Annotated in this window: 23 protein-coding genes; 16 read left to right on the forward strand and 7 right to left on the reverse strand. The window is 70.6% G+C overall.

Going from position 1 to position 21,976, the window contains the following annotated elements:
• Positions 1 to 12 precede the first annotated feature (12 nt).
• Genes IEY84_RS03900 through IEY84_RS03910 form a run of 3 tightly spaced genes read left to right on the forward strand, consistent with a single transcriptional unit; the run spans position 13 to position 1,263 of the window.
• Entirely contained in the window at positions 13 to 384 is a 372-nt protein-coding gene (locus IEY84_RS03900) for an Rv2175c family DNA-binding protein (RefSeq protein ID WP_183545317.1), read from the forward strand.
• A gap of 34 nt (positions 385 to 418) precedes the next feature.
• Positions 419 to 835 carry a guanyl-specific ribonuclease gene (locus tag IEY84_RS03905; RefSeq protein WP_183545316.1) on the forward strand — a complete coding sequence of 139 codons (417 nt, stop codon included), beginning with the start codon at positions 419 to 421 and terminating at the stop codon, positions 833 to 835.
• 5 nt (positions 836 to 840) lie between these two features.
• Positions 841 to 1,263: a barstar family protein gene (locus IEY84_RS03910; protein WP_183545315.1), complete on the forward strand. Its 423-nt coding sequence runs from the start codon at positions 841 to 843 to the stop codon at positions 1,261 to 1,263.
• On the opposite strand, the gene IEY84_RS03915 is transcribed toward IEY84_RS03910, so the two are convergent.
• Positions 1,264 to 2,802 carry a molybdopterin-dependent oxidoreductase gene (locus IEY84_RS03915; protein ID WP_183545314.1) on the reverse strand — a complete coding sequence of 513 codons (1,539 nt, stop codon included), beginning with the start codon at positions 2,800 to 2,802 and terminating at the stop codon, positions 1,264 to 1,266.
• 103 nt (positions 2,803 to 2,905) lie between these two features.
• Between IEY84_RS03915 and sigK the strand changes: the two genes are divergently transcribed.
• Both sigK and IEY84_RS03925 read left to right on the forward strand, forming a co-directional pair.
• Positions 2,906 to 3,529 (forward strand): ECF RNA polymerase sigma factor SigK, encoded by a 624-nt coding sequence (gene sigK, locus IEY84_RS03920; protein ID WP_229788299.1) that lies wholly within the window; start codon positions 2,906 to 2,908, stop codon positions 3,527 to 3,529.
• Positions 3,519 to 4,196, forward strand: coding sequence for an anti-sigma factor (locus IEY84_RS03925; protein WP_183545424.1), 678 nt, complete (start codon positions 3,519 to 3,521; stop codon positions 4,194 to 4,196). Before sigK ends, IEY84_RS03925 begins: the two co-directional genes overlap by 11 nt.
• A 135-nt stretch (positions 4,197 to 4,331) precedes the next feature.
• Here the strand turns inward: IEY84_RS03925 and IEY84_RS03930 are convergent, their stop codons facing one another.
• Positions 4,332 to 5,417 (reverse strand): polyprenyl synthetase family protein, encoded by a 1,086-nt coding sequence (locus IEY84_RS03930; protein WP_229788304.1) that lies wholly within the window; start codon positions 5,415 to 5,417, stop codon positions 4,332 to 4,334.
• 34 nt (positions 5,418 to 5,451) lie between these two features.
• Here IEY84_RS03930 and metF point away from each other — a divergent pair, with 34 nt between their 5' ends.
• Complete coding sequence (metF, locus tag IEY84_RS03935) at positions 5,452 to 6,342, forward strand: methylenetetrahydrofolate reductase [NAD(P)H] (protein ID WP_183545313.1); 891 nt, start codon at positions 5,452 to 5,454, stop codon at positions 6,340 to 6,342.
• Between the two features lie 7 nt (positions 6,343 to 6,349).
• Here metF and IEY84_RS03940 read toward each other — a convergent pair whose 3' ends face one another.
• Both IEY84_RS03940 and IEY84_RS03945 read right to left on the reverse strand, forming a co-directional pair.
• Positions 6,350 to 7,675 carry a phytoene desaturase family protein gene (locus tag IEY84_RS03940; RefSeq protein ID WP_183545312.1) on the reverse strand — a complete coding sequence of 442 codons (1,326 nt, stop codon included), beginning with the start codon at positions 7,673 to 7,675 and terminating at the stop codon, positions 6,350 to 6,352.
• 79 nt (positions 7,676 to 7,754) lie between these two features.
• Positions 7,755 to 8,390: a DUF4126 domain-containing protein gene (locus IEY84_RS03945; protein WP_183545311.1), complete on the reverse strand. Its 636-nt coding sequence runs from the start codon at positions 8,388 to 8,390 to the stop codon at positions 7,755 to 7,757.
• 147 nt (positions 8,391 to 8,537) lie between these two features.
• Between IEY84_RS03945 and IEY84_RS03950 the strand changes: the two genes are divergently transcribed.
• The 5 genes from IEY84_RS03950 to IEY84_RS03970 all read left to right on the forward strand — a co-directional run bounded on the left by IEY84_RS03950 (position 8,538) and on the right by IEY84_RS03970 (position 12,407).
• Positions 8,538 to 9,131, forward strand: coding sequence for a hypothetical protein (locus tag IEY84_RS03950; RefSeq protein WP_183545310.1), 594 nt, complete (start codon positions 8,538 to 8,540; stop codon positions 9,129 to 9,131).
• Between the two features lie 193 nt (positions 9,132 to 9,324).
• Positions 9,325 to 9,765: an SAV_6107 family HEPN domain-containing protein gene (locus IEY84_RS03955; protein WP_183545309.1), complete on the forward strand. Its 441-nt coding sequence runs from the start codon at positions 9,325 to 9,327 to the stop codon at positions 9,763 to 9,765.
• Between the two features lie 37 nt (positions 9,766 to 9,802).
• Complete coding sequence (locus tag IEY84_RS03960) at positions 9,803 to 10,531, forward strand: methyltransferase domain-containing protein (protein WP_221208751.1); 729 nt, start codon at positions 9,803 to 9,805, stop codon at positions 10,529 to 10,531.
• A 156-nt stretch (positions 10,532 to 10,687) separates the two neighbouring features.
• The gene (dinB, locus tag IEY84_RS03965) at positions 10,688 to 11,893 is read left to right on the forward strand and encodes a DNA polymerase IV (protein ID WP_183545307.1); all 1,206 of its coding nucleotides are present in this window, start codon (positions 10,688 to 10,690) and stop codon (positions 11,891 to 11,893) included.
• A 145-nt stretch (positions 11,894 to 12,038) separates the two neighbouring features.
• Positions 12,039 to 12,407, forward strand: coding sequence for an SCO2097 family morphological protein (locus IEY84_RS03970; RefSeq protein ID WP_183545306.1), 369 nt, complete (start codon positions 12,039 to 12,041; stop codon positions 12,405 to 12,407).
• 31 nt (positions 12,408 to 12,438) lie between these two features.
• Here IEY84_RS03970 and IEY84_RS03975 read toward each other — a convergent pair whose 3' ends face one another.
• From IEY84_RS03975 to IEY84_RS03985, 3 genes are read right to left on the reverse strand one after another with little or no spacing between them, the layout of a single operon-like run.
• Positions 12,439 to 14,727 carry a transglutaminase TgpA family protein gene (locus IEY84_RS03975; RefSeq protein ID WP_183545305.1) on the reverse strand — a complete coding sequence of 763 codons (2,289 nt, stop codon included), beginning with the start codon at positions 14,725 to 14,727 and terminating at the stop codon, positions 12,439 to 12,441.
• Positions 14,724 to 16,052, reverse strand: a complete 1,329-nt coding sequence (locus tag IEY84_RS03980; RefSeq protein WP_183545304.1) for a DUF58 domain-containing protein — start codon at positions 16,050 to 16,052, stop codon at positions 14,724 to 14,726. Before IEY84_RS03980 ends, IEY84_RS03975 begins: the two co-directional genes overlap by 4 nt.
• A gap of 26 nt (positions 16,053 to 16,078) precedes the next feature.
• Positions 16,079 to 17,056: an AAA family ATPase gene (locus IEY84_RS03985; protein ID WP_183545303.1), complete on the reverse strand. Its 978-nt coding sequence runs from the start codon at positions 17,054 to 17,056 to the stop codon at positions 16,079 to 16,081.
• Between the two features lie 255 nt (positions 17,057 to 17,311).
• On the opposite strand from IEY84_RS03985, the gene mraZ reads away from it, so the two are divergent.
• The 5 genes from mraZ (at position 17,312) to IEY84_RS04010 (ending at position 21,969) form a co-directional block, all read left to right on the forward strand.
• Entirely contained in the window at positions 17,312 to 17,734 is a 423-nt protein-coding gene (gene mraZ / locus IEY84_RS03990; RefSeq protein WP_183545302.1) for a division/cell wall cluster transcriptional repressor MraZ, read from the forward strand.
• 246 nt (positions 17,735 to 17,980) lie between these two features.
• Positions 17,981 to 18,991 carry a 16S rRNA (cytosine(1402)-N(4))-methyltransferase RsmH gene (gene rsmH / locus IEY84_RS03995; RefSeq protein ID WP_183545301.1) on the forward strand — a complete coding sequence of 337 codons (1,011 nt, stop codon included), beginning with the start codon at positions 17,981 to 17,983 and terminating at the stop codon, positions 18,989 to 18,991.
• The gene (ftsL, locus tag IEY84_RS04000) at positions 18,988 to 19,575 is read left to right on the forward strand and encodes a cell division protein FtsL (protein ID WP_183545300.1); all 588 of its coding nucleotides are present in this window, start codon (positions 18,988 to 18,990) and stop codon (positions 19,573 to 19,575) included. Before rsmH ends, ftsL begins: the two co-directional genes overlap by 4 nt.
• A 79-nt stretch (positions 19,576 to 19,654) precedes the next feature.
• The gene (locus IEY84_RS04005) at positions 19,655 to 21,457 is read left to right on the forward strand and encodes a peptidoglycan D,D-transpeptidase FtsI family protein (RefSeq protein WP_183545299.1); all 1,803 of its coding nucleotides are present in this window, start codon (positions 19,655 to 19,657) and stop codon (positions 21,455 to 21,457) included.
• Positions 21,458 to 21,537: 80 nt separating this feature from the next.
• Positions 21,538 to 21,969, forward strand: a complete 432-nt coding sequence (locus IEY84_RS04010) for a MarR family winged helix-turn-helix transcriptional regulator (RefSeq protein ID WP_229788307.1) — start codon at positions 21,538 to 21,540, stop codon at positions 21,967 to 21,969.
• The last annotated feature ends 7 nt before the right edge of the window (positions 21,970 to 21,976 follow it).

Here is a 21,976-nt window from a genome sequence, read left to right on the forward strand (position 1 = left end):
AATGTGATTGTTATGAGCGAATTGCGGCTGGCCGAGCAGGATCTGGGTGTCCTGGTGGATGAGTGGATCGACTGGGCCACGGCCGCGTCGCAGCTCGGTGTGACCGTGGGGAAGGTGCGCACCATGATCCGCGAGCACGAGCTCGCCGCGGCGGTTCCTCCGGGGATGAAGGGCCAGCACATCCCGGCCCTGTTCATCCAGGACGGTCTGCCGGTCAAGGGCCTGGGCGGGCTGCTGCACGTGCTCCACGACGGACGCTACGACGACCGCGAGATCATCGCCTGGCTCTTCCTCGACGACGATCTGCCCGGCCGCCCGATCGACGCACTTCGTGAGAACCGCGGGTCGGAGGTCAAGCGCCGGGCTCAGGCCATGGCACTCTAGGCCGAGCCCGGTCCCGTACGTCTCGGAGGAACCCGTGAGGTCGAAGTCTGCCCTGGTTGGCCTGCTGCTCGCAGTCGCGCTGGCGCTGTTCGCCGGATGCGGTGGTGGATCCGGAGACGGGTCCGGTTCGGGGGAGGGCCAGAAGAGCGGCACCGACCCCGAGAGCGGGGTCGCCTGGATCGCGGAGTCGGACCTGCCACCTGAAGGGGTGGAGACGCTGGAGCTGATCGACGCGGGCGGCCCGTTCCCGTATCCGGGCAAGGACGGGAGCACCTTCGGCAACCGCGAGGGGATCCTGCCGGACGAGGCGTCGGGCTACTACGCCGAATTCACGGTGCCCACGCCCGGCTCCGAAGATCGTGGCGCGCGGCGTATCGTCACCGGTGAGGGTGGAGAGTTCTACTACACCGAGGACCACTACGAGTCGTTCTCACGGATCGACCGGGGGTGATGGGAATGAGCGGACTGGCAGGTCTTCTTGCCGGGAGGACCGATCCCGGCGTCTATCGCTGGCACACCGAGCTGGCGGCTGCTGATCTCGCCGACTCGGTGGCTGCGGCCGGCTGGTCGCTGGCCGAGGTCTCCGACGTCGCCGAGACCAAGGACGAGGTGCTGGCCGCCATCGGCGCCGCACTCGGGTTCCCGGCCCACTTCGGCCGCAACCTCGACGCGCTGTGGGACTCGCTGCGCGACCTCGCTGCGCCGACGGTGCTGCTGTGGGAGACGTGGGGGAGCGCTGCGTACGCAGATCGTGCTGGTTTCGACAAGATCGTCCGGGTCCTCACGGACCGTGCGGCGGAGATCTCCGAGGACCGGCCGGCGTTCACCGTGCTGCTGCGCGGGGACGGCCCGGAGACCGATCTGACCGATCTGGGCTGATCACCCGACGGTGACGGTTCGGGTCGGGTAGCCGGTGGCTCCGTCGGGAGCGGGCGGCGCCTCCCAGTCGGTCTGCGGTTCGCCGGTGCGGTCGAAGGCACGCGCCTGGACCCGGTGCTCGCCCTCGGTCGCGTCCCAGCGGTAGGTCCACTGACGCCAGGTGTCGATGCTGTCCTCGGCGGCGAGCTCGGCGGGCTGCCAGGGACCGTCGTCGATGCGTACCTCGACCTTGCTCACGCCGCGGTGCTGCGCCCAGGCGACGCCGGCGACGGTCCGTTTGCCGGGCATGACGTCTTCACCGGGCAGGTCGATGCGGCACTGCGTCTTGATCGGGCCCTCGGCAGACCAGCCGCGGTCGGTCCAGTAGGCGCGGAAGTCGGCGAAGCGGGTGACCTCGAGCTCGGTGAGCCACTTGGTCGCCGAGACGTAGCCGTAGAGGCCGGGGACGACCATGCGGACGGGGAAACCGTGGTCGCGGGTCAGGGGTTCGCCGTCCTGGGCGATCGCGAGCAGCGAGTCGCGGCCGTCGGTCAGCGCCTCGAGCGGGGTGCCGATGGTGATGCCGTCGGCACCGGTGGACTTCACCGCGTCGGCATCAGGATCGACGCCGGCCCGCGCGAGGACGTCGCGGATGCGTACGCCGGTCCAGGTGGCGTTGCCGATCAGGTCGCCGCCGACCTCGTTGGAGACGCAGCAGATCGTCACCCGGCGCTCGTAGAGCGGCATCGCGAGCAGGTCCTGGTAGGTCAGCTCGACGGGGTTGTCGACCAGGCCGTGGATCTTGAGCCGGTAGTCGGCGACATCGAGGCGTGGGGTGAGCAGGGCGATGTCGATCCGATAGAAGTCCTCGACCGGGGTCAGGTGGGGCGTGAGGCCATCGATACGGAGCTCCGCGCCCGCCGGGAGGGGCGCGGCGGGAGAGACGGTCGCGGGGATCGCGACCTTCGTCGCCGGGTGGCGGCGGCCGGTGACCACCTTCGCGCCGACCCCGCTCGCCACCCCCACCGCGGTCACGGCCGAAGCCGCCACCAGGAACCTACGGCGGTCGAACCCGTCGGGTGCCTCCGCCTCGATGGCTGCGCCGGTCCGCGAGGCCTGCCTCAGGCGTCGGGTCAGCAGGACCAGTGCGGTGATGCCGGCGGCCAGCCCGATCAGCAGCGCGATGATCCCTGCTGTCCCGTTTCCAGATCGGTCGGCGAGCAGGGCGGCGATGTCCACGGCGCCGAGGATCAGCAGCATGCCTACGCCGAGCGCGAGGCGGCGTACGGCCAGGGCACCGGCCACGCCGAGCAGGCCCAGCGTCACGAGCGCGACGCAGGCCAGCAGGATCGGCTTGTCGGCGGTGCCGAAGGTGGCGACCGCCGCCTCCTTGAGCCAGCGCGGGGTGAGGTCGATGACCCGGTCGCCGAGCGCGAGCAGGGGAGAGGCGCCGCCGGCGAGGGCGGCGATGAGCTCGGCGATGCCGAGGCCGAGTACGCCGGAGGCCACCCCGGCGACAGGGCCGACGACGGGGCGGCTCGGGAGCGTGCGGGATGTCATGCTGTGGGTTCGTGGCTGCTCGATGCTCGGATGGGACCAATCCTCCCACTCTTCGGCTGCGAATCCGTGGTGAGAGCTGTCGATTCTGTAGGAGGGAGTGCGCGTGCGGCGAGCGTTGCGGGTCGTGGGCGAGGAGTCGTCACGCGACCCGGATGACGGCCTGGACGCGGCGGGGGTGCTCGCCGCGGTCGCGGGTGGTGATCTGCACGCCTTCGGACGGATCTACGACGATCTGGCTCCGCTCGTCTTCGGCGTGGCGCGGCGGGTGGTGCGGGACCCCTCCCGCGCGGAGGAGGTGACCCAGGAGGTGTTCACCGAGGTGTGGCGCCAGGCTGCTCGGTTCGACGCGTCGCGTGGTTCTGTGCGGACCTGGGTGCTGACGATCGCGCACCGGCGTGCGGTGGACACCGTGCGCTCCTCGGAGGCCTCGCGTGCGCGAGAGGAACACGTCGCCCGGCGCGAGCCGGTCGAGGTCGCCGGCCCGGAGGACGCGGTGGTCACGGCCTCGGAGCACGATGGCGTACGCCGCTGCCTGGAGTCGCTCACGCCGCTGCAGTCGCAGGCCGTGCGGCTCGCCTACTACCAGGGCTTCACCTACCCCGAGGTCGCGGAGATGCTCGGCCGGCCGCTGTCGACGGTGAAGACGCGCATGCGGGACGGGCTGATCCGTCTCCGGGACTGTCTGGCCCAGGCAGAGGCCGAGGGAGGGACTCACGATGGCGCCTGACGTACACGGACTGCTCGGTGCCTACCTCCTCGACGCGCTGGAACCGAGGGAGCGTGCAGAGTTCGAGGCCCACCTGGCGGCCTGCGCCGAGTGCCGCGAGGAGGTCGACTCGCTGCGGCCGGCGACCGCATCGTTGGCCGGTGGGGTCGCCGCGACACCGCCCGCTCCGCTGCGCGCCCAGGTGCTGCGTACCGTCTCCCAGACGCCGCAGCTGCCACCCGTGGTGGCTGCGGATCGGCCACGCCGCCGGTGGCTGGCGCTCGCGGTGGCCGCGGCCGCCGTGCTGCTCATCGGCGTCGGGGTGAGCGTCGGAGTGGTCGTGGGAGACGACGATCCGCCCACCATGACCGCCGCCCAGGTGATCTCGGCCCCGGACGCGAAGATGCACAAGGAGGACACCTCCGACGGTGAGCTGATGGTCGCGATGTCGCCAGAGATGCACATGGTTGCCGTGGACGCTGCCCGCCTCGACTGTCCCACCGGCATGACCTACCAGGTCTGGTGGCACACCGCCGCCGGGATGGAGTCCGCCGGAGTCCTGGGCGAGGAGATGTCGGTCGCCGTACCTGTCGAGGACGGCGACCTGATGGTCACCATGGAACCGGTCGGCGGCTCCGACGAACCGTCCGACAAGGTCCTTTTCGAGATGCCCGCGACCTCGCTCTAGCCGAGACGTCAGTTAGGTCGGCCGAGACGTCACTCCGGTCGACCGAGATGGCATCCAGGTGACGTCTCGGCCGACCGGAGTGACGCTTCGGCCGACGTACGTGACGTCTCGGCCGACGTACGTGACGTCTCGGCGTCAGAGGGTGCGCTGGGTGGCGGCGGTGGCGAGGGCGCGGAGGACTTCGGCGGCGTTCGCGTCGAGGACTCGTGACGTCCTGGCGTCGTCGAGGGCGGTGAGGCCCTGGTCGGCGAGCTCGGTGATGGTCTTCTCGACCTGCTGCTCGGCGCCGGAGGAGGCGATGATCGTACGCAGCGTGGAGACCTGGTCCTCGGTGAGCGGCTGGCCGAGGGAGCGGTCCAGGAGATCGGCTTCGGCGGGAGCCGAGCCGGTCAGGGCGAGGGCGACCAGGACGGTGCGCTTGCCCTCGACGAGGTCGTCGCCGGCGGGCTTGCCGGTGACGGACGGATCGCCGAAGACACCGAGCAGGTCGTCGCGGAGCTGGAAGGCCTCGCCGACGGGCAGGCCGTAGGCCGAGAGCGCCTCGATCTGGTCGGCGGAGGCGGCTGCGAGGGCGGCGCCGACGTGGAGGGGGCGCTCGACGGAGTACTTGGCCGCCTTGTAGCGCACCACCTTCATCGCGGCCTCGACGTCCGCGACACCACGGGCCTGGACGGTGATGTCGAGGAACTGCCCGGCGATGACCTCGCTCCGCGTGTGGTCGAACACCGAGAGCGCGGCGGCGGTCTCGGCAGCCCCGAAGCCAGAGGTACGCAGCAGCTCGTCGGACCAGGTCAGCAGCAGGTCTCCGAGGAGCACCGCGGCGGCATCCCCGTAGGCACGGGACCGCCCGGGCCAGCCGGCCGCGGAGTGGTCCGCCTCGAACGCGCGGTGCGCGGCCGGGGCGCCGCGCCGGGTGTCGGAGTCGTCGATGACGTCGTCGTGGACGAGAGCCGAGGCCTGGAGCAGCTCGAGCGCGGCGGCCGCCCGTACGAGCGACTCCTCCTCGGCCGGAGCAGGGGAGGGGTGGACGGCGCGGAAGCCCCAGTAGCAGAATGCGGCGCGCAGCCGCTTGCCACCGGACATCGACTCTCGGGCCCGGCGCAGCAGCGGTTCGACCTCGTCCCCGAGCGCGGCCAGCCGCTCGGTCTGCATCGCGAGGAAGGTGTCCAGAGCCCCCTGGACGCGACGGCGGAATTCATCGGCGTCCCACGTTTCATTCACTCTCTGAGCCTAGGCCACTGCCTACGATGGTCCGATGGTGACCGGACGTGGACGCTCCCTCGCGGAGCTGATCAACGAGGGCGAGCGCTCGTTCTCCTTCGAGTTCTTCCCACCCAAGGACGAGGCCGGTGAGGAGCAGCTGTGGAACGCGATCCGTACGTTGGAGCCCTACCGGCCGACCTTCGTGAGCGTCACCTACGGCGCCGGCGGCTCGACCCGTGACAAGACCGTCGCCATCACCGGCCGGATCGCCGCGGAGACCGAGCTGCTGCCGGTCGCCCACCTGACCTGCGTCGGCCACACCCGTGACGAGGTCGCGGGGATCCTGGACTCCTACGCGGCGAAGGGTGTCGAGCACGTGATGGCGCTGCGCGGCGACCCCGCCGAGGGGCCGCGCGCCGACTGGACCCCGACGCCGGGCGGACTCGACTATGCGATCGACGTGGTGAGGCTGGCCCGGGAGCGCGGCGACTTCCGCATCGGTGTCGCCGCCTTCCCCGAGGGCCACCCGAGCGCCGAGTCGCTCGAGACCGATGCCGACGTGCTGGTCGCCAAGGCGGAGGCCGGCGCCGAGTTCGCGGTCACCCAGATGTTCTTCCGCGCGGCCGACTACTTCGGCCTCGTCGACCGGGTCCGTGCCCGCGGGGTCGACATCCCGATCCTGCCCGGGATCATGCCGATCCTGAACCTCGCCGCCATCCGCCGTCAGAGCGAGCTGATCGGCGCCCAGGTCCCCGAGGAGATCGTCGAGCGCCTCACTGCCGCCGGCCCGGAGCCCGCCGACATCCGTGCCGAGGGGATCGCCGTGGCCGCCGAGCTGTGCCAGGAGCTCCTCGACGGAGGCGCTCCGGGGCTGCACTTCTACACGCTCAACCGCTCCAAGGCGACGCTGGAGATCTTCGCCAAGCTCAACGTGACGCCCTAGCCTGCGCTCACTTCTCGGCAGGCCCGATCGACTGCGCGACCAGCGCGGAGGACAGCCCGGTGAACGGCAGCCCGGAGCCGGGCGTGGCGTGGGCACCGGCGGCATAGACGTTCGGGACAGGGGTGCGCGGACCGAGGCGCTGGAACACCGTGCTCCGTCCCACCCATTTCACGCCCAGCGGGGACCCGCGCCAGCGGCGTACGAGCTCGGCGGCGCCCAGGTCTACACGGTGCACCACGTGCTCGCGCAGGTCGATCTTGTGGCGGGCCAGCGCGAGCAGGACGTCCTCCATCAGCTTGCCGTAGGAGTGGACCGTCCAGGCGTGCTGGCCCTCGGGCGCGAGCCCGCGGGTGCGTACGACAAGGGTGGGCTCTCCGTGCAGGACCAGCTCGTCGGGCAGGTCGAGCAGGTGCTCGGGCAACGAGGAGAGCCCGAGGTGGAACGTCATCGGCGGGATCGCCGGCAGGGTGCGGTCCACCAGCGGCCGCAGTGCGGGCAGCGAGCGCGGGTCGAAGGCGACCACGACCGCGCCGTCGGCGCCGACGTCGATCTCGCCGGCGGTGGTGCTGACCGCGACCGCGCGTCCGTCGCGGACCACGATGTCCTCCACCTGGGTCGCGGTCTGCACCGAGACCCGGCGGGTCGCCATCCGGGCGGCGAGCACCTCGGCGACCACGCTCATCCCGCCCTCGATCCGCCACACGCCGAAGCGCTGCTCGAGATAGGCGGTGAGCCCCGCCCAGGCAGGTACGTCACGCAGCTCCTGCCCCGCCGCGACGAACGGGTGCGCCGCGACCAGCCGGAGCCGCTCGTCCTTGAACGTCTTGCGCAGCCGCTTGTGGAGGGTCTCGCGCGACCGGAACCGCTCCGCGACGGCCGCGGGCAGCGCCGAGGGCTCCCACGGCACCTCGAAGTAGTGCTGGCGCAGCACCTCCCAGTCCTCGCTGAACCTGGCGACATAGTCGGTCCACTGCTGGCCCATGCCCGGGCCCAGCTCGTCGAAGGCCGCCAGCTGGGCGCCGCGGGTGCCCCCGGGCACCGCCACCGAGGTCTTGTCGGCGAACCGGTGCTCGCGGATGACGTCCATCGGCACCAGCTCGAGCTCGCGCTCCGCGGGTCGCCCGGACTTGCGGAACAGGTCGCGCATCACCGCTGGCAGCAGCGTCGAGGTCGCCGAGGCGTCCCAGGTGAACCCCTCCTCGCGTACCGGCACCAGCGCGCCGCCGAGCTGACCGGAGGCCTCGAGCAGGGTCACCGAGTGGCCGAGCTTGGCCAGCCTCGCCGCGCTGGCCATCCCGGCGTACCCGCCCCCGAGAACGACGACTCTGGTCACGTCGCCACCTCCGTAGCGCAAGCGCAAGAGTACGGACGCGACGACGTGTTGTTCCTACTGTTCACTCGCTGGCGCTCGCTCACTGGACGGGGTAGGGCTTGGTGGCGCCGTCGGAGGGCCCCTCCGGCGGTGGGGCACCCCGTCTTCCGCGGCGGGTGAGTCTGCGCCAGCCGCCGCGAACGGTGCGGACGATGAAGTACACCAGCACCAGCCCGGCCGCCAGCAGAACGGCGGCGATGCCGGCGGCAGCCAGCGGGTGCTCGGTCGCGAACCACACCACGCCGAGGACGAGGCCGTCCTCGGCCAGGCTGACCACCGAGTTGGAGACCGGCTCGGGGGAGGAGTTGACCGCCAGCCGCTCGCTGGCCTTGACCAGGTGGGACATGAACGCCGAGGTGCCGCCCACGACGCCGCCGACGGCCGCGTTCAGCGAGTCGGCCTCACCGGCGAGCAGGACGCCGATCACGGCGCCGATCGTGGGCCGGATCACCGTGGAGATCGAGTCCCAGGTCGAGTCGATGTAGGGCACCTTGTCCGCGACGAACTCGATCGCGAACATCACCCCCGCGGCCGCGAGCACCGGCCAGGTGCCGAGCACGTCGGGGATCTCCTCGGCTCCGGTCGTGCGCTGCACGACGCCGAGCACCAGCACGACCAGGTAGGCGTTGATGCCACTGGCCCATCCGCTGGAGAAGGTCAGCGCGAGAGATTCCATGGGGACATCTTGGCGTACGCCTCCCCGAAGCGGGTCGAGACCCGGCTGCGTCGCGGATCGAGCGCCGATCTCGGTATTTACCCTGGTTGCATCCCGTACGGCAGAATGGGTTGACCGATACAGACCCCCACGTGGCAAGGAGACCGGATGACCATGACGACACCCGACGAGAACGAAGGTGTGGTCGTGAACGAGGACCCGGAGGCTGCCGTTGAGGTGGCCGCCCTCGCGGCCGACCCTGCGCCGCGGGAGATGACGTGGGCGATCCGGCTGATCATCGGACTGATCGCGTTCAGTGCCGTCGTGGTCGTGGTGATGGTGCTGCGTTCCGACGACCTGGTGCGCGCGTGGGCGGAGGGCAACCCCTCGGCCAAGCGCATCCTGGAGACCGAAGGGCTCGAGGCTCTGATCAACCCGCCCACCGACAACCGGGTCAGCGCGCCGGCCTTCATCGCCCCGGCGATCACCCTGTTCGGGGTGATGGCGACCATGATGGGCGTGCTCGCGGTCTTCCTCCGTAACGGCTTCGAGTGGGCCCGCATCACGATCACCTTCTTGGTGTTCATCTCCGCCGTGGCCAGCGTCGGCGGCATCCTGACCGGCCCGCCGGTGATTATCAGCGTGCTCACCGCGGTCGCGATCGTCATCGCCGTGGCTCTGCTGGTGGTCATGTGGCTCCCGGCGAACACCCGCTACATCCACCCGCCGCACCAGATCCGCGGCGCTGTCGCCGACGATTGAGCGGCCCGCAACAGCTTCTCGACACACCCCGTCCCGGTACGTCCTTGTGACTGTCGGTGGCGGGGTGTAGTTTGATCCTGTGTTCGAACAGATGTTCGAACACCCAGGCTCTGGCGGGTGTCGTCCTCGACCCCCGGCGCCCGCCGGAGCCGTCCACTGCGGGGTCGACCTTTGAGCGAGAAGGACGACCCCGATGCATCTGCTTCCGGCGACGACACACAACTACCTCTTCCGCGCCACCGAGACCCTCTCGGAAGCCATCGTGGCCGGCGACGTGCCGAGCAGGTACGCCATCGCGCACGTCGCAGCCCTCCAGGCCGCCGCCGCGTTGATCGCCGCCCGCACCGACCCCGTCGAGGCCGCCAGTCGCGCCGGACGTCGCCGTCCCTGGAACGCCTGGGTCCGTCTCAAGAAGGTGGCGCCCGAGCTCTCCGAGTGGGCCGACTACTTCGCCGCCGGCGCCGCCAAGCGCGCCGCCGCGGAGGCGGGCTCGATCCGGGCCGTCACCGCGGAGGAGGCCGACGACCAGGTGCGTGACGCCGACCGATTCCTCGCCGTCGTCGAGGAGTCGCTCGGGCTGATGGCCCACACCTCTGTGGTCACCCGGCCCCGGCACGACCGCCTCGTGGGCTGATTCAGGTGAGGTGGGCACAGGGCCTACGCTTGGCACCATGGCAGCTGGCTCCGCATCAACCGGTCGTCGGGCAGGCGCCCGGACCATCGCCGTCTGGGACGCGCTCGACCCGATCCTGGCTTCCGGCTCGGTCGACGTCCTCGACATCGGTGGTGGCACCGGCACCTCCGCCGTACGCATCGCTGGGCTCGGTCACCGGGTCACCGTGGTCGACCCCAGCCCCGACGCGCTCGCCGCGCTCGACCGGCGCGCCCGTGAGGCCGGCGTCTCGGTCGACGCGCGCCAGGGTGACCTCGCCGCACTCTCCGACGTCGCCGACCCCGGCGGCGCCGACGTGGTGCTCTGCCACGGCGTCCTCGAGGTCGTCCCCGACCCGGCGGCGGCACTGGCGGGGATCCGCGAGGTGCTCCGTCCCGGCGGCACGCTCAGCCTGCTGGTCGCCCAGCGCACCGCCGCCGTTCTCTCCCGTGCCCTTGCCGGTCACTTCGCGCAGGCCGCCGAGCTCCTCGACGACACCGCCCCGCAGGGGCGCTCGGGGCGCCGGTTCTCGCTCGACGAGGTTCGTGGGCTGCTCGAGGCGGCAAGGTTCGAGGTCACGGACGTTCGTGGCGTACGTGTGTTCGTGGATCATGTTCCGGGGTCGCTGCTCGATGCGGATCCGGGTGCGACCTCCGCGCTCGTCGAGCTCGAGCAGCGGGCTTCTACTCGGGCGGACTATCTGCCGATGGCTTCGCAGGTGCACCTGGTCGCTTCGCTTCGGGGTTAGCTCGCTTCGCTTCGCAGCTTGCTCGCTTCGCTTTGCTTACGGCTCGCTTCGCTTCGCCGGGTGGCGCCGACGCGGCGCAAATGTCCCACCTCCGCTAGCGCTCCGGCGGGACATTTGCGCCGAGTCAGCGCTGGTCCGCGTCCTTGGAGGATCGGGGTGACCTCCTCCGCTGGCGCTCCGGAAGCCACCCCGATCCTCCATGTCGACATGGACGCCTTCTTCGTGTCTGTGGCGATCAGGCACCAGCCCGATCTCTGGGACCAGCCGGTCGTCGTCGGGGGACATGCCAGAGGCGTGGTGACCTGCGCCAACTATCCCGCCCGGGCCTACGGGATCCATGCCGCGATGCCCGGCTCGATGGCGAGGCGGCTGTGCCCGCAGCTCGTCTCGGTCCGTCTCGACTTCGGTGAGGTCGCGGAGGTCTCCCGTCAGGTCCGCGAGATCTTCCGTCGCGCCACCCCGCTGGTCGAGGTGGTCAGCGTCGACGAGGCGTTCCTCGACGTCAGCGGGGCGACCCTGCTCTTCGGGAGCCCCGAGCAGATCGCGCAGCGGATCCGGCGCCAGATCGCCGAGGAGCTCAAGATCACCTGCTCGGTCGGCGTCGCGCCGACGCCGAGCGTGGCCAAGGTCGGCAGCCGCAAGGCCAAGCCGGACGGCGTGGTGGTCGTCCGCCCCGAGGACATCCCCGGCTTCCTCCACCCGCTCGACGTCGGTGAGCTCTACGGCGTCGGCCCGAGCACCCGGACCCGGCTCAGGCGGCTCGGGTTCGAGACGGTCGGCGACCTCGCCCGCACCCCGGTCCCGACCCTCCACCAGATCCTCGGCCGGCGCCTCGGTGGCCATCTTCACCGGCTCGCCACCGGCACCGACCGGCGCGAGCTGACCGGGCGGCTGGGTCCGGAGCTGCCGGACCGATCAACCGGGGCCCAGGAGACCTTCGGCCACGACCTGAGCGACCGCGAGGACATCGTCCGCGAGCTGCTGCGCCTCTCGGCCCGCGTCACGCGCCGGATGCGAAAGGCAGGCACGGTCGGCCGCACGGTCGCCCTGACGGTCCGGTTCACCGACTTCAAGACGATCTCCCGCTCCCGCACGCTGCCCGACCCCACCGATGTCACCCAGGAGGTGCACGCCACGGTCGTCCGTCTCTACGACGAGCTGAACCTCCGTGGCCGGGCGCTACGCCTGGTCGGGGTCCGGGTCGAGCACCTGGTCGAGCGTGAGGGGACCGACCGCCAGTTGGTGCTCGGCGAGCGGGAACGAGGCTGGTCCGACGCCGATCGCGCCGTGGACCAGGTCGCCGAGCGCTTCGGATCCAGCCTCGTACGCCGCGCCAGCCTCCTCCGCAACGGCCAGGGTTGACGCAACCGCCGGTTTGCTTGACACAATCAGCTCAGGTTGTGCCATGTGGCAGAACGTCGAGGGGCAAGAATTTTCCGGGCTCCCTACCGCCTTCAGGGTGGCGAGCCTAGACTTGGAGATGCCCCAACAGGACATGGGAGGTACGGTGCCACTCTCGGAAGAGGAGCTTCGCCTGCTCGAGCAGATGGAGCGCGCGCTCTCGGCGGAGGACCCGAAGTTCGCCTCCGCCCTCCGAGGCACGGCTTTGCGCCGTGCCCAACGTCGGCATGCGGTCATCGCGGGCGTCGTGCTCGCCGGTGGAGTCGCGCTGCTGATGACCGGTGTGATCTCACAGATGTGGGTCGTCGGGGTGGTCGGCTTCTTGGTGATGCTGGCCTCGACCTCTGTGCTGCTCACCGCTCTGCGCGGCGCTGCCACGGTCGAGGACGACGACGGGGACCGCGAGCCACGCAGCTCGTTCCTCGATCGCGCCAGCGAGCGCTGGAAGCAGCGTCGCCGCGACAACGACCTCTAGACCCTGGATCTCGGTCAGAGAAGAGGCCGTCTCACGACGAGATCAGCTCCCGCTCGGACCGCGCTGTCGGTCCGGCGGCTGCTGCCGTCGGACGGCGGAAGACCGACGCCGGCCACAGGCGAGCCCGGCGCCGGGTACGTCGGTCGGCGTGCTCCCTGAGGGCGGCCGAGACCAGCCGTACGTCGTCCCCGACCGATGCGGCGTCGCCGTGCTCGGCGTAGCGGTTGCGCTCGACGGCAGCGACGATCCGCTGCAGCGCGTACATCGGCTCGCGATCCAGCAGGTGCGGGGCGAGCCCGGTCGCCTCCTCCCGCGGTGATCGTGCCCCGGACCAGGGGAGATCCAGGTCGATCGCGGTGTCGCCCAGCTCGGCCCATCCGGCTTCCGCGTCGCCCGCCAGCCGAGCCGTACGCCGCCGGCGCCGGATCAGGGCCGGCGCCGTGAGTGCCGCCGCGCCGATCAGGGCCGCGATCCCCAGACCGATCCAGACAGCGCCGGCCCCGGACTCCTCGGTGCCGGTCTCGGCGACCTCGGTGGTGTCGGGCTCCTCGCGCTGCGGCCGGTTGGGGACCGGTGCGGCGCTCGCGTCGGTGCTCGGGACAGGCGCATCCGGCTCGGCACGGACGTTGCCCAGTGCGCCCGTGGTGTAGTCCGGCTCGCTGGTGTCGGCGGCCGCCGGGGTGGGTTCGAAGCGGATCCAGCCGATGTCCTCGAACCACAGCTCGGGCCAGGCGTGCAGGTCGCGGCCACGGAACTGCCAGGCGCCGTCCGCGTTCTGGTCGCCGCCGAGGAAGCCGAAGGCGACCCGAGCCGGGATGTCGAGCTGGCGGGCGAGCACGGCCATCGCCGTGGCGTACTGCTGGCAGTAGCCGACCTTGTTATCGGTCAGGAAGTCCACCAGTGCGGCGCCGTCGGTGCCGACGTCGCGTTCCAGGCTGTAGGTGAACTCGCCGCTGTGCCGGAACCAGTTCTGCAGGGCGACGGCTTTGGTGAACGGCCTGTCCTGGCCGGCGGTCCGCTCCAGGGCGATCTCCTCGATCTCGTCGGGGAGCAGCGGGAGCTCCGTCATGCCCGTCGGGGCGCCGACACCGGGCTCGCCGGCGGCCAGCAGGCGCTCCTGGGTGGGTTCGACCGGGGCCGCTGTCACCCGCCAGGTCTCTCCGGCGATGGTCTCGTCGCGGCCCTCGGTGGACATGAAGTCGAGGGTGTCCTCGTCGTAGCGCCAGGGCCCGTTCGCGGTGACGTCGAGGGGGTGGGTGAAGACCGGGAGCCACGTCGACTCGAAATTGTCGCTGGCTCTCAGCTCATAGGTCGTGGGCTCGCCCAGCAGGGTCTCGTCCGACATCGGCGGCTCGAAGGTGGCCACGCCGGTCTGGTCGGAGGGCACGTCGCGGTTGCCCGAGGTCCACTCCGTGCCGGTGAACTTGGTCAGCGCCCCCACCCGCAGATAGGACGGGGGAGTCTCGGTGTCACCGTTGGTGGGGAGCACGGTCACCATCACCTGGTCGCTCTGCCGCCGCAGGTCGTCGTAGAGCCCGACGGTGGGGTTGATCACCCGCAACGGCCCGTCGCCGTCGCCCGCCCCCAGGCCGGGGAGGGTGACGCTCGGGCTGGGCAGCCAGGCCGGGGCGAGCAGGGCGATCGCGACGGCGGAGACGCCGATGACCGCCGGGCCGGCGGCGGGCACCACCGGCAGGTCCTCGTCGAGACGCCTGCCCCAGCGACCGAGCTGCTGAGCACGGTCGAGTCGCAGCATCACCAGGAACGAGGTCGCAGTGAGCGCGAAGACGACCCAGGAGACCCCGCCCCAGCCGCCGGCGCCGATGATCGTGAACGGCACCGTGAAGACGCCGAGGACCACGAGGCCCATCATCGGCGGGCGCCGCAGCGTGACGGCCAAGATGTCGGCCAGCAGCACCGCCGCCACCCCGCTCGGGACGAGATAGGCGGCCACCTCCGATGCTGACATCGGCAGGTCGAACGGGTTGAACGCGGCGTACGCCTCGGTCATCTCGGCCACGACTCGCGCCCGACCGCTGCCGACGACGGGGAAGGGGTGCTGCACGACCAGCAGGCCGGTCGCGATCGTCCCGAGAAGCACCTGCAGCAGCACCACGACCGAGCCGTGCACGCGCAGCAGCCGCGCGGAAATGCCGGTGCCGACTACGAGCAGGCCGGCAACCAGGATCGGGCCCAGGTAGGGGAACCGGGAGCTGGTGAACGAGCCCCACGAGGACAGCGACAGCAGGACGGTCACGAAGCACGTCAGCGGCACCACCATCGCGGGCGCGACGCCGCGTACGTCGGAAGAGGTCATCATCGCGCGGCCCCCGCTCCCGCCGCCGCGCCTCGGGTGCCGAGCTCGCGCCAGCGGGTCGCCACCGAGTCACCGGGGGCGAGGTCGACCGCCTTCCAGCCATGCTGGACCAGAAGAGGTACGCCGCTGGGCCGCCGTTGCTCGGGCGCGAGGTGTACCGCGCTCCAACCGTCGACGGCGAGCGCGAAGGCGAGTGCGGCCCCGGTGTGGTGCCGCACCCGGCGCAGGACCCCGGCGTCCTCCTCGTCGAGAGAGCCGAGGATCGCCACGGTCACCCCACCCTGTCCGGCCTCGCCGATCCAGGAGGCGTCGATGCGATGGTGATGGACGGTCTCGACCACCGCGAGCGCCTCCAGCAGGGCAGCCGCGTCGGCCTGTCCCTCACGATCGTGCCAGCCGGCGCTGGGCTGGCTGCCGCCTGCCGCGGCGAAGCCGGAGGCGATCCCGCCGCCCGAGCCGGCACCCGCCGCGGAGCCGGCCGAGGTCACCAGGCGCACGGAGTAGCCGGCCTCGACCAGATGCACCGCGACGGAGGCAGCGACCACGACTGCCTGCTCGAAGGACGAGCCCGCGCCCTGGCCGCGGTGGACCGAGCGCCGGTTGTCGAGGTAGACGGTGGCGCGCGCCTGCCAGGGCTGCTCCTCCCGGCGGACCATCAGCTCGCCGAGCCGGGCCGAGCTGGGCCAGTGCACCCGTCGGAGCTCGTCGCCGCGACGGTATTCACGCACGGTGACGTCCTCGGCGCTGCCGCCGAGGAACGCCCGAGGCCGAGAGTCGCCCGAGGAGGTGGCGTTGCCGGTCAGCGGAGTCGGAGGCAGCGGGACCACCCGCGGCGTGACCGTGAACGGGACCGTCGACTGGAAGGCGCGGTTGAGCTCGACCAGGCCGAACGGGTCGGCCACCGTCACCCGCATCGGGCCGATGTCGAACCGGCCCCGGATCTCCGAGCGGATCTGATAGCCGAGCTTGTGGCGCCACCCGAAGCCGATCCGGTCGACCACGAAGCGTGGACGTCCACCTAGCGCGTAGGGCACCGTCTCTTCCAGCAGCAGGGTGCCGGTGGGGATCCGGCCCTCGTTGGCGATGGTGAGCTCGACCCTGGCGGGCTGACCGGCCTCGGTCAGGTGCGGGTCGATGTTGCGTACGAGCGCGAGCCGGTAGCGGCCCAGGGCGGCGATCACCGCGGTGACCAGCGGCAGCGCGACCAGCAGCATCCCGATCCGAGACAGCGTGGACTGCTCGAGCAGGATCCCGCAGACGACTGCGGTGATCCCGGCGGCCAGGAATGCCCGGCCCCGGACGGTCAGTCCGGACAGCGCCTCGCGCATCGTTTTCCTCCCTGGAGCCCGGCAGGTCAGGTCTGCGGCACCGGAACGGCGGACACGACGGTCTCGAGGATGTCGTTGACCGACCGACCGTGCATCGCCGCGGAGGCGCTGGGGAGGAGACGATGGGCGAGGACCGGGCCGGTCAGCCTGCGTACGTCGTCGGGGAGGACGAACTCGCGTCCGTGCAGAGCAGCATGAGCCTTCGCAGCCCGCAGCAGGTGCAGGCTGGCCCGCGGAGACGCGCCCAGAGCCAGCTCGTTGTTGGCCCGGGTCGCCGCGGTCAGAGCCACCGTGTAGCGGCGCACCGCGTCCGCGACGTAGATCTGGTTGACCACGCCGACCAGCTTGCGGATCTCGGCCGCGTCGGTCACCGGGTCGAGGTCGTCGAGCGGGTTGGAGGCGCTGTGGTTGGCCAGCATCGCGATCTCGGAGGCGACCGGCGGGTACCCGACCGAGACCCGTGCCATGAAGCGGTCGCGCTGCGCCTCGGGCAGCGCGTAGGTCCCCTCCATCTCGATGGGGTTCTGGGTGGCGATCACCATGAACGGCGACTCCAGCTGGTAGGTCGCGTTGTCGACCGTGACCTGATGCTCCTCCATGCACTCCAGCAGCGCCGACTGCGTCTTGGGAGAAGCGCGGTTGATCTCGTCGCCGACGACGATGTTAGCGAAGATGCCGCCCGGGCGGAACTCGAACTCCCGGGAGTTCTGGTTGAAGATCGAGACCCCGGTGACATCGCTCGGGAGCAGATCGGGCGTGAACTGGATGCGGCGCACCGAGCAGTCGATCGAGCGCGCCAGCGCCTTCGCGAGCTGGGTCTTGCCGACCCCGGGCACGTCCTCGATCAGGAGGTGGCCCTCGGCGAGCAGCACGGTCAGCGTGGAGTCGACGACGTCGGTCTTTCCTTCGATCACCTTCTCGATGCTGTCGCGAATGCGGCCCGCGACCCGCACCAATGTCTCGATCTCTGCCTCGTGCGATGAGGCCTCAAACGGCGTCGTCACATCGCGTCCTTCCGACTCACACCTGCTTATGGGGAACACCGTACGGGGTAGTGCCCACGGCGTCTGCGGCATTCACCCGACTGTGACCTGTGGACAGGGCCTTCGACGGCCGCTTTCGTGCCCGCGGCCAAGGGCCGGATGTGGTGGCAGAACGCACCGAGGGGGAGGAAGGTGGTTTGAAAGTGGGGAATAGTGGGGTACGGTGGGGCAAAGTGGAGGAACGATCCACGTTGAGCTGACCGCGGGGGCGAGCACATGTTCTTCATGGGCACGTACACGCCGAAGCTCGACGAGAAGGGCCGGGTCTTCCTCCCGGCAAAGTTTCGAGATCGACTGGCGGAGGGGGTTGTCGTGACGCAAGGTCAGGAGAACTGCCTCGTCGTCTGGCCCGAGGACGTCTTCATGCAGGAGGCGCAGCGGGCCCAGCAGACGCCGCTCACCTCTCGGGACGCACGTGACTACGCCCGTGTCCTCTTCGCGGGGGCCGAGCAGACGACACCCGACAAGCAAGGCCGGATCGGCATCCCGCCGCTCCTGCGTGACTACGCCGGGATCGTCAAGGACGTGGTCGTGATCGGTGTGATGGACCGGATCGAGATCTGGGACCCGGCCAAGTGGGCGGAGTACTCCGCGGGTGCACAGGCCAAGTTCGCAGACCTGGACGAGTCGGCGGACTGATAAAGGGACAGATCGACAAAGCGACAAGTACCGAGCAGATCAGAAACAAGACAAGTCAACAGCGGATCCGCAGGACGAGGTCTCAGTCCCGCTCCACCCATCCAGCCATCCGGGGCACCTTCCCCGGTTCCGGACGGCACCCGATGACGGAGCGGGCATGAGACCTGGCTCTGCGGATCCGTGGCGTTGTCAGCCCGTCGCACTGCCACAGGCGGCGGGAGAACACACACCAGACGAAGCCGTGCGATGGGGGTCGAGGCGGTGACGAACCAGAAGCACGTGCCGGTGATGCTCGACCGCATCGTCGACCTGCTCGCGCCGGCGCTCGCCGATGGCGGCGTCCTTGTGGACTGCACGACCGGTCACGGTGGCCACACCGAGGCGGTCTTGGAGCGGATCCCCGGTGCCCGGGTGATCGGCATCGACCGGGACACCTACGCCCTCGGCATCGCGGGGGAGCGGCTGGCCCGTTTCGGTGACCGGTGGACGGGCGTCCACGCGGTCTACGACGAGATCCTCGACGTGATCGCCGAGCAGGGCCTGGACGAGGTCCAGGCGGTGCTCTTCGACCTCGGCGTCTCCTCGATGCAGCTCGACCAGCGCGAGCGCGGCTTCGCCTACGCGGAGGACGCGCCGCTCGACATGCGGATGGACGCCACCCGGGGCCAGACCGCGGCGGACGTCCTCAACACCTACTCCGCGGCCGACCTGACCCGGATCCTGCGGGACTACGGCGAGGAGAAGTTCGCCAAGAAGATCGCCTACGCCGTCGTCAACCGTCGCGAGAAGGTGCCGTTCACGACGAGCGGACCTCTGGTGGAGCTCCTCTACGCGGAGATCCCGGCTCCGGCCCGTCGCACCGGCGGACATCCGGCCAAGCGCACCTTCCAGGCGCTGCGGATGGAGGTCAACGACGAGCTCGGGGCGCTGCGTACGGCACTTCCGGCCTCGCTCGAGGCCGTCGGTGTCGGTGGCCGGGTGGTGGTCGAGTCCTACCACTCGCTCGAGGACAGGCTCACCAAACGAGCCTTCGCCGAGGCGACGAAGCTGGACGTACCTCCGGACATGCCGTTCGTGCCGCCCGAGGCGGAACCGTCGTTCCGTCTGCTCACCCGTGGTTCCGAGCAGGCCAACGAAGCAGAGATCGAGGAGAACCCGCGCGCCGCCTCGGTGCGACTTCGCGCGGTGGAGCGCACGAAGCGCCGGACCAATCCACGAGCCAATACAGCCAAGCCAACCCCTGGAGCGACCAGATGAGCATCGCCGCCGCGCCACAGGCGCCTGTGCGTGGCCCGGACCGGGCCCGCGAGACGACCCAGACCCGGCTCACCGCCGTCCCGGCACCGCTTCCGGCGCCGACGGCGCCCCGACTCCCGTTCGTCGTGCTCGTCTCGATGCTGCTCGTCGGCGGCGTCGTGGGCCTGCTCGTCTTCAACACCTCCATGCAGCAGTCGGCCTTCCAGGAGCAGCGCCTCCAGGAGCAGGCGACCACCTTGGCCGCCCGGGAGCAGGCGCTCGACGGTGAGCTGAAGAAGATGGAGGATCCGCACAAGATCGCCGCCGAGGCGAAGGAGCTCGGCATGGTCGTCCCGCAGAACGCGGCCATGCTGCGGGTCCCCGACGCGAAGGTCGAGGGCGAGGCGGCCCCGGCCAACCGCTCCGCGACGCCGCCGCTGCACCCCAAGGTCGCCAAGCCGTACAGCGTGCTGGTCGCCGAGCAGAAGGCTGAGGACGCGGCAGCCGCGAAGAAGAAGGCGGCCGAGCAGGCGAAGAAGAAGCGCGCCCAGGAGACGACGCAGGTGCAGGAGCAGCAGCGTACGTCTCCGGATGAGGCTCGCTGAAGGCGAGTCGCTGGCTGGTCCCAGGGGTCGCCTGGGACACACTGGCAACACCAGTCACATCAGTAGGGAGGGGCCGGCGATGGCCGAGCGACAGGTCAAGCGGAAGGTGCGGAGGCCCGCTCAGAAGGCGACGCAGCGACGCGGACCGGTGCACATCCGGCTCCGCGTCGGCTTCATCCTGGTGGCGATGGTGCTCTCCGTCTTCGGCGGCCGGCTGGTGCAGCTGCAGGGCATCGACCCCCACTCGTACGCAGCGATGGCGGCCGCCGAGAACGTCGTCGACGTCGTGCTGCCCGCCGAGCGCGGCGAGATCCTCGACCGTGACGGCGAGGCGCTGGCCGACTCCGCCGACGGGCTGATGGTCCTGGCCGACCCGAAGCAGACGAAGAAGGACGCTGCGGCGATCGCCGCGTTCCTGGCCAAGGAGCTCGGGGTCGACTACGCGACCGCGCTCGCCAAGCTCCGCAAGGACGGGAGCCGGTTCCAGTACATCAAGCGGCAGGTGCCCGCGACGCAGGCGACCGCCGCGGTCGAGAAGGCCGCCAAGCAGGGCTACCAGGGGCTGTGGACGAGCCGTGACCCGCTGCGCAACTACCCCAACGGCGACGTCGCGGCCAACCTGGTCGGCTTTCTCGGCAACGACCAGCGGCCGCTGGCGGGCCTGGAGTCCGCTTTCGACAAGCACTTGGCCGGCAAGGACGGGCATGCCGAGTACGACGCGACCAGCCCGATCAGCGGCACCCGGATGCCGCTGGGCACCAACAACCGGGTCGCTCCCGTGGACGGCAACGACCTGAAGCTGACCATCGACCGCGACCTGCAGTACTACGTGCAGCAGACTTTGATGGACGCGGTGCAGAAGTCGCGCGCGGAGTCGGGGATGGCGGTCGTCATGGACACCCAGACCGGCGAGATCCTCAGCCTGGCCGACTACCCGACCTTCGACGCCCGCGACCCCGCGGCCTCGCCGAAGACGCTGCGCGGGAGCAACGCGCTCTCCAACGTCTACGAGCCGGGCTCGGTGCAGAAGGTGCTGACCGTCGCGGGCCTGCTCGACCAGGGCCTCGTCTCGCCCTCGACCCGGATCAAGGTTCCGGAGTCCTACATGTCGGGGGGCGCTCCGATCCGCGACTGGTACCCCCATGGCGTGGAGAAGCTCACCCTCGCAGGCGTGATCGCGAAGTCCTCCAACATCGGTACCGTGATGGCCGCCGACAAGTACGCCGACGGCCAGCTGCGCGAGTACCTGTCCGCGTTCGGCATGGGGCGGCGTACGGGGCTGGGTCTCGACACCGAGTCGAACGGACTGCTGGCCTCCCCGGAGACCTGGAACGCCGCTGACGAGGACCGCATCGACTTCGGCCAGTCGATCTCGGTCAACGCCGTGCAGATGACCGCCGCGCTCAACACGATCGCCAACGGCGGCGTACGCATCGACCCCAGCCTGATCGCCGGGGGCGCCACCAACAACTCCGGCGCCGAGGTCGGCACCGACACCGCCCAGCGCACCCGGGTGGTGTCGCAGGACGCCGCCGCCCAGACCGCGGAGATGATGGAACGGGTCATCAACGACCCCGTCAACGGCACCGCCAAGCAGGCCGCCGTCCCCGGCTACCGCGTCTCCGGCAAGACGGGCACCGCGCAGCGGGTCAACTCCGAGTGCAAGTGCTACGACGGCACCAACACCGTCTCCTTCGGCGGCTTCGCCCCGACCGACGACCCTCGCTTCACCGTCTACGTCGCGATCCACGATCCGGCCAACGGCGGTGGCGGTGGCTCGGTCACCGGACCGGTCTTCTCCCAGATCATGTCCTTCGCGCTCCGCCGCTACGGCGTCCCGCCGACCGGCACCGAGCCGTCGAAGATGCCTACCGGTTGGTGAGCGTCTGCCGAGTCGGCTCGTTCTGACGAACTTTCCCGCCGACTCGGCGGCACGATACATAAGCGTGTTATGTTGTTCGGGTGAGCACAGAGCTGAGCGGACGAGACCTGGCGCCTGTCATGGAACGGCTGGTGCGGCTGGTGCGGGAGGTCTCGACAGCGGGGGAGGTGTCCACGACCGGGGCTGCGGTGATCGCCCGACTCGGGCGCCTCGGCGGGCAACGGATCACTGACCTGGCGCGAGCCGAGGGCGTGTCCCAGCCCGCGATGACCCAGCTGGTCAACCGCCTCGAGGGTGACGGCCTGGTGCGGCGCGCGGCCGATTCGGCCGACCGGCGTGGGGTCCTCGTCGAGACGACCGACCGTGGCCGCGAGGTCATCGACGCCAGGCGTACGCAGCGGGCCGAAGCGCTCGAGGCGGCGCTGGGTCGCCTCGACGCGACCGACCGGGCCGCCATCGCGGCGGCGCTGCCGGCGCTCGACCGGCTCGTCGACGCGGTGCTCGATTCCTGACGCGCCG

Origin of the sequence: Nocardioides albus (genome assembly GCF_014648255.1) — a bacterium.
Classification (GTDB): domain Bacteria; phylum Actinomycetota; class Actinomycetes; order Propionibacteriales; family Nocardioidaceae; genus Nocardioides; species Nocardioides albus.

Bases quoted from the DNA above. Each gene is read 5' to 3' on its own strand.
- IEY84_RS03925 (WP_183545424.1), top strand. From the start codon at position 3,519: ATGGCGCCTGACGTACACGGACTGCTCGGTGCCTACCTCCTCGACGCG.
- IEY84_RS03980 (WP_183545304.1), bottom strand. From the start codon at position 16,052: ATGCGCGAGGCGCTGTCCGGACTGACCGTCCGGGGCCGGGCATTCCTG.
- IEY84_RS03950 (WP_183545310.1), top strand. From the start codon at position 8,538: ATGACCATGACGACACCCGACGAGAACGAAGGTGTGGTCGTGAACGAG.
- IEY84_RS03910 (WP_183545315.1), top strand. From the start codon at position 841: ATGAGCGGACTGGCAGGTCTTCTTGCCGGGAGGACCGATCCCGGCGTC.
- IEY84_RS03955 (WP_183545309.1), top strand. From the start codon at position 9,325: ATGCATCTGCTTCCGGCGACGACACACAACTACCTCTTCCGCGCCACC.
- ftsL (WP_183545300.1), top strand. From the start codon at position 18,988: ATGAGCATCGCCGCCGCGCCACAGGCGCCTGTGCGTGGCCCGGACCGG.
- mraZ (WP_183545302.1), top strand. From the start codon at position 17,312: ATGTTCTTCATGGGCACGTACACGCCGAAGCTCGACGAGAAGGGCCGG.
- rsmH (WP_183545301.1), top strand. From the start codon at position 17,981: ATGGGGGTCGAGGCGGTGACGAACCAGAAGCACGTGCCGGTGATGCTC.
- metF (WP_183545313.1), top strand. From the start codon at position 5,452: ATGGTGACCGGACGTGGACGCTCCCTCGCGGAGCTGATCAACGAGGGC.
- IEY84_RS03945 (WP_183545311.1), bottom strand. From the start codon at position 8,390: ATGGAATCTCTCGCGCTGACCTTCTCCAGCGGATGGGCCAGTGGCATC.
- IEY84_RS03975 (WP_183545305.1), bottom strand. From the start codon at position 14,727: ATGATGACCTCTTCCGACGTACGCGGCGTCGCGCCCGCGATGGTGGTG.
- IEY84_RS03960 (WP_221208751.1), top strand. From the start codon at position 9,803: ATGGCAGCTGGCTCCGCATCAACCGGTCGTCGGGCAGGCGCCCGGACC.
- IEY84_RS03915 (WP_183545314.1), bottom strand. From the start codon at position 2,802: ATGACATCCCGCACGCTCCCGAGCCGCCCCGTCGTCGGCCCTGTCGCC.
- IEY84_RS03900 (WP_183545317.1), top strand. From the start codon at position 13: ATGAGCGAATTGCGGCTGGCCGAGCAGGATCTGGGTGTCCTGGTGGAT.
- IEY84_RS04005 (WP_183545299.1), top strand. From the start codon at position 19,655: ATGGCCGAGCGACAGGTCAAGCGGAAGGTGCGGAGGCCCGCTCAGAAG.